The following is a 5,529-nucleotide window of genomic DNA, read 5'->3' as shown; positions in this document are numbered from 1 at the left end:
CCGGGCCGTACCGCCAGCCGGGCTCTGCCGGACTCGACCAGCCGCGTCATGACCGGGGCCGGTTCCCGCTCCTCGGCGGGCACGATGCGGGCGATCAGCCGGCCGTACTCGGTCACGTCGACGGTCTCACCACGCCGGACCCGGGCCAGCACCTCGCTGGTGTTGTGGCGAAGCTCCCGTAGGCCCACCACATGATCACCAGTGATCGCCATAACCCATATGTATCACAAATTTGTGACCACTTCTCCGGTGACGTCGCGACGCGGCCATCAACGGCCGTCAGCGGACGGCTCTCGAGACTGCCACCAGGTCACGGGCTGCCATCGGAGGGACGAGACCGGTCCGGTGGCAGCCCGTGACACCCGCCGTGGAATGCGGGCCGCGGTCGTCAGGCGGCGACGTTCTTGCGGGGGCGGCCGCGGGGACGCTTGCGCGGGACGACGGCGCCCATGGCAACGAGCTCGCCACCCCACACGCCCCAGGGCTCGCACCGGTCGAGGGCGGCGGCCAGGCAGGCGTGCCGCAGCGGACAGTCGACGCAGACCGCCTTCGCGGATTCGACGTCCTCGGGGGACTCCGCGAAGAACAGGTCCGGGTCGACGTCCCAGCAGGGCAGCGCCAGCTGGTCCCGCTCGATCCGGGCGACGATCGAGGGGTTGAACACCGGTGTCACCTCCGGCACTGAAGGAGCAGGAAGGGAATCGATCAGGAAACCGGTCGGGGGCGGTTCGACCGGGACAGCCGGTTCGGTCAATGTCGCTCCAGGCATTCGTTGGTTCGGCAATTCGGCTGATCCGGCTGGTTCGGCTGGTTCGGCTGGTTCGGCTGGTTCGGCTGGTTCGGCGATTCGGCTGATCCGGTCGGTTCGGCTGATTCGGCGGATCGGGCCGAAAAACACTCAGGGCCGCGGTTCCCGTCGGGGATCCGCGGCCCTGGTCGGCGCTCGGGCGGCCGGTCAGGCCAGGAGCAGACCTCGGGACGGACCCGGGACGGACAGCGCCTTGCGCATCGTCGATGCCTGGGCGCGGGCGTTCGCGGCCAGGGCGTGATGCGCGGCGGCTACGCGGATCCGGCGCGGATCGTCGGCGAACCCACGGGCGGCCGTGGAGGCGGCGGGTGCGCTCCCGAGGGGAACAGCCGCGACCGGACGGACCACACCACGCAGGCCGGGCGGGTACACCCGCCACACGAACGCGGCGACGATCCCCACCATCCTCATGGGGACCACCTCCATCGCGTTCGGGCCGGGCTTGGCGTTCTCAGGCCGGGCGCAGGTCAGGCACGCTCAGCGCTCATCAGCACCGTAGAAGCCGGCCGCGGCGGTCGCAACCTATTTTTCGCGCTTCCGAACGAGCACTCTACGCAATCAGTATGACTGGTGCCACGGCTGACCGATACCGCGACTGAAGGTGTCACGATCGTCACAGTCCTGGGGGCCCGGGGGTACTGCCGGCGAACGGCGGGACGTCAACCGGGTGGTTCCCGCCCGTCCATCAGGGCAAGCACGTCCTCGCCGTAGCGGTCGAGCTTGGCCTGGCCGATCCCGGGGATGCCCACCAGCTCGGCGACGGACGTGGGCCGGTGCTCGGCGATCGCCATCAGCGTCGCGTCGGTGAACACCACGAAGGCCGGCGCGCTCTGCTCCCTGGCCCGGGCGGAGCGCCAGGCCCGCAGCCGCTCGAAGAGCGCCTGGTCGATGTTGGCCGGGCAGCTGTCGCACCGGCCCGTCCGGGCGGCCTGGCCCACCAGGGGACGCTGGCACACCCGGCAGCGCACCGCGGAGCGGCCACGGGCGCGCTGGGCATCGGCGCCGTCCGCTCCCGGGCGCGCCGGCCCACCCGCCGGTCTGCCCGCCGACGCCGCCGGACGGGGCGCCAGACCGTCGAGGAAGCGCGACGGCCGGCGGGACCTGCGGCCGCCCTCGTGGCGGGCGAGCGCCCACGACAGCGCCAGCCGCTCGCGCGCCCGGGTGACGCCGACGTAGAGCAGGCGCCGCTCCTCCTCGACCTGCGCCGGGGTCTGCGCGTGGACGATAGGCAGCGTCCCCTCGGCCAGGCCGACCAGGAAGACCGCGTCCCACTCCAGGCCCTTGGCCGCGTGCAGGGACGCGAGCGTGACCCCCTCGACGGTGGGGATGTGCTGGTGGGCGGCCCGGTCGGCGAGATCGGCGACGAAGTGGTCGAGGGTGGCGCCCGGATCGGCGGCCGCCAGGGCCTCGGCGAGGCGCACGAGCGCGGCCAGGTTCTCCCAGCGCTCCCGCTGCGCGCCCGAGCCGTTCGGCGGGTCGTCGCCGCGCCAGCCCAGCGCGGCGAAGACCTCCGTGACCTCGGCCACCAGCCCCGCCGGCCGGTCGGTGTCGGCCGACCGCGCGGCCGCCCGCAACAGCTGGACGGCCTCGGCGACCTCCGGCCGCTCGAAGAACCGCTCACCGCCGCGGACCAGGTACGGGATGCCGGCGGCGGCGATCGCGGTCTCGTACGCCTCGGACTGGGCGTTGACCCGGTACAGCACGGCGATCTCGCTGGCGGGCACGCCGGCGCCCAACAGCGCGCGGATGCGGCGGGCGGCCGCGGCCGCCTCCTCGGGCTCGCTGTCGAACTCGGTGAACGTCGGGGCCGGGCCGTCCGGGCGTTGCGCGACCAGCCGCGGCGGCTCGTGCCGGGACACCGCGAGCACGGTCCCCGCCGCACCGTGCGTCCCTGGCCCGCCCGCCGTGTCCCGCGCGCCGGGAGGGCCGGCGGTGCCGGCCCTCCCGACCAGCCGGTTGGCCAGCCCGACCACCTGCGGGGTGGAGCGGTAGTCCCGCACGAGACGGACCACCTGGGCCTCGGGGAAGCGCCGGGGGAAGTCCAGCAGGTAGCGGGGGGACGCCCCGGTGAACGAGTAGATGGTCTGGTTGGCGTCACCGACCACGCAGATGCTGTCCCGCTCGCCGAGCCAGGCGTCGAGCAGGCGCTGCTGCAGCGGGTTGACGTCCTGGTACTCGTCCACCACGAAGTGGCGGTAGCGGGAGCGCAGCTCCTCGGCGACCCAGCCGTGCTCCTCGATCACGGCGGCGGTCAGCAGCAGCAGGTCGTCGAAGTCGAGCACGCCCGCCTCCCGCTTGGCCTGCTCGTAGGCGGTGTACAGCCGGGCGGCCACCTCGGGCGGGTGCGCCGTCTCGCGCCCGGCCGCGGCGGCGGCCGCCGGGTACTGCTCGGGGGTGAGCAGGGTGGCCTTGGCCCACTCGATCTCGGCGGTGAGGTCCCGGAGCTCGGTCCGGCCCGGTGTCAGGCCGGCCCGGCTCGCCGCCCGGCCCACCAGCGCGATCCTGCTCTCGACGAGCCTGGGCAGCGCGGCCCCGGCGATCCTGGGCCAGAAGTAGCCGAGCTGCCGCAGCGCGGCCGCATGGAAGGTGCGCGCCTGGACGCCGTCCGCGCCGAGTGTGCGCAGCCGGCCGCGCAGTTCCCCGGCCGCGCGCGTGGTGAAGGTCACAGCAAGTACCTGGCCGGGAGGGACGGTGCCCGACGCCACCAGGTGGCCGATCCGATGCGTGATCGCCCGCGTCTTGCCCGTGCCCGCGCCGGCCAGCACGCAGACCGGGCCGACCGGGGCGAGCACCGCCTGGCGCTGCTCCGGGTCGAGCGCGTCGACCAGCCACTGCCCGGACACGCCCGCACCGCCCGGGAACGGCGCGTCCCGCGCCGGGTCGTCGACGGTCGCACGCGCCATGGGAGGAGTCGCACGCGCCATGGGAGGAACGGTAGCCGCCGCCACCGACGGGAAGCGACCGGGCCGCGCCGCGGTTGTGAAGATTTGTTCTGTCACCGCTACCGAAGGGACCGTTCGTGCCGACGATCTACACCACGTCGTGGTGCGGCTACTGCACCCGCCTCAAGCGTCAGCTCGACCAGGCCGGCATCCCGTACGAAACGGTCGACATCGAGCAGAACCCACAGGCTGAACAGATCGTCCGAGCTATCAACAACGGCAACGCAACCGTGCCCACCGTCGTCTTCGAGGATGGCACCGCGCTGACGAACCCGAGCCTGCGCCAGGTCACGGAGAAGACCTCTTCTGCCGCATAACGGATACTCAGAGCGACAGATAGCAGCAGCAGAGCAGCGGCTGCGCGCCGACTTGAGCCCGTAGAGCTTGATCGAGGGACGGTCTCCGTCACTGCCCGTGAAGTTTGTGGGAGAGTTCGGGCTGTGTCGTCAGTACCTTCAGCACGTACGTGGAGCGCGGTCGATGCCGCACTGCAGGCCGCGGGCGCCATCCATGGGATGGAAGCGACAGGCTTCGTGGTCCTGTCGGGCTCGACCGCGACCTACCAGCGGACGGCGGGGACCATGCCCGGCCTCGACGCGGGTCTGACGCTGCCCCGGAGCGAGACCGTCAGCGCGAGGGTGCTCGACGGCGCGCCCGTCACGCTGGCGGGCGTCGGCAACGACCCCGCGTTCGCGGGGACGGACGAGCCGTCGCGCCTGGGAGTCCGCAGCTATGTCGCCATGCCGGTGGTGGGCGACGATGGGCGGTTACACGGTCTGCTCGTCGGGCTCGACCGGCAGCACGTCACCGTCCCCACGTCCGCGGTCACGCTGCTGCGGGGCATCGCTGACGCTCTGGGCGTCGTCGTCGGCACGGCCGAGCGTGACGAGACGGCCGAGCGTGACGAGACGGCCGAACGTGACGAGACGGCCGAACGTGACGAGACCGAACGGCGCAAGCCGCCGGCGGCGCCAGCTCCGGCCGCGCCGTCAGGCGGTGGCGCGACCCGGCCCGCGCGCCCGGGAGCGGCCGGGGGCGGGCCGGGCGTCCGGGGCCCCGCGGCCGAAGCCGCGCCCGGCGGGCCGGCGCCCGGCGGCCGTTCCGAACTGCGCCTGCGCAGGGCCACGATCGGATGGATCGTGGAAGGGCCAGCAGGCGAGGTCCGGCCGGTCGGTGACCTGCTCTCCGCGATGGTGCTCGCCGACCTGCTCGCCGAGGACCTCGCTCCGCCCGGCCGGCCCCGGCGTCCCGATCACGAGCTCACCGAGATCGAGCAGCTGCGGCTGTCGGTGGTACAGCTGGAGCACGCGCTCGCGTCCCGGGTCATCGTCGAACAGGCGATAGGCGTGCTGGCCGAGCGTCACCGGCTGCGGCCCAGGGAGGCGTTCGAGCGGCTGCGGCGGACCGCCCGCGGCATGGGACGGCGCGTGCACGACCTCGCCCGGCAGGTGGTCGAGTCGGTCTCCGACCCGCGCACGGTCCTGCCCGGGGAGCTGGCCGGCCGTGGCGGCACTCCCCGGCCGGCACCGCCGCGGGCCAACCCGTCCCGCCGCTGACCCTCCTGCCCCAGCGCCGGCCACAAGGCGGCTGCGGCCGGCCGGGGCAGGGGGAAGCGGCCATCAGCCGCCGTCGCGAACGGCTCCTCGGGGCGCTGTGGGCCGCTTCCGGGCCGGCCGTGCCAGGCCACCAGGCGAAACCGGGCCGGACAGGGCCGGCCGTGCCACGCCGCGCCGAGCGGCCCGGCCACGAGCCGGCCGGACGGCCACCGCCAGCCGGTCC

The 5,529-nt window shown here is 73.9% G+C and carries 6 protein-coding genes; 2 read left to right on the top strand and 4 right to left on the bottom strand.

The genetic code is table 11. The features are described from left to right. The 4 genes from AC5LUJ_RS17530 to AC5LUJ_RS17515 form a co-directional block, all read right to left on the bottom strand. A partial coding sequence (locus AC5LUJ_RS17530) for a type II toxin-antitoxin system Phd/YefM family antitoxin (protein ID WP_493465306.1) occupies positions 1–212 on the bottom strand: 212 nt, incomplete at its 3' end. Positions 213–388: 176 nt separating this feature from the next. Further along, entirely contained in the window at positions 389–664 is a 276-nt protein-coding gene (locus tag AC5LUJ_RS17525) for a WhiB family transcriptional regulator (RefSeq protein WP_250290091.1), read from the bottom strand. A gap of 291 nt (positions 665–955) precedes the next feature. After that, positions 956–1,219, bottom strand: coding sequence for a hypothetical protein (locus tag AC5LUJ_RS17520; protein ID WP_250286637.1), 264 nt, complete (start codon positions 1,217–1,219; stop codon positions 956–958). A 248-nt stretch (positions 1,220–1,467) separates the two neighbouring features. Next, positions 1,468–3,711: an ATP-dependent DNA helicase UvrD2 gene (locus AC5LUJ_RS17515; protein WP_493465305.1), complete on the bottom strand. Its 2,244-nt coding sequence runs from the start codon at positions 3,709–3,711 to the stop codon at positions 1,468–1,470. A 116-nt stretch (positions 3,712–3,827) separates the two neighbouring features. On the opposite strand from AC5LUJ_RS17515, the gene AC5LUJ_RS17510 reads away from it, so the two are divergent. After that, positions 3,828–4,067 (top strand): mycoredoxin, encoded by a 240-nt coding sequence (locus AC5LUJ_RS17510; protein ID WP_250287546.1) that lies wholly within the window; start codon positions 3,828–3,830, stop codon positions 4,065–4,067. 216 nt (positions 4,068–4,283) lie between these two features. After that, positions 4,284–5,306 carry a GAF and ANTAR domain-containing protein gene (locus AC5LUJ_RS17505; RefSeq protein ID WP_493465304.1) on the top strand — a complete coding sequence of 341 codons (1,023 nt, stop codon included), beginning with the start codon at positions 4,284–4,286 and terminating at the stop codon, positions 5,304–5,306. Positions 5,307–5,529: the final 223 nt, after the last annotated feature.

Source organism: Protofrankia sp. CiP1_Cm_nod3, from assembly GCF_982290655.1.
Note: the sequence above shows the minus strand (reverse complement) of the source record. Positions and strands in the feature narration are given on the sequence as shown.

Coding starts and splice junctions, on each gene's coding strand:
- AC5LUJ_RS17520 (WP_250286637.1), bottom strand. CDS start 1,219: ATGAGGATGGTGGGGATCGTCGCCGCGTTCGTGTGGCGGGTGTACCCG.
- AC5LUJ_RS17515 (WP_493465305.1), bottom strand. CDS start 3,711: ATGGCGCGTGCGACCGTCGACGACCCGGCGCGGGACGCGCCGTTCCCG.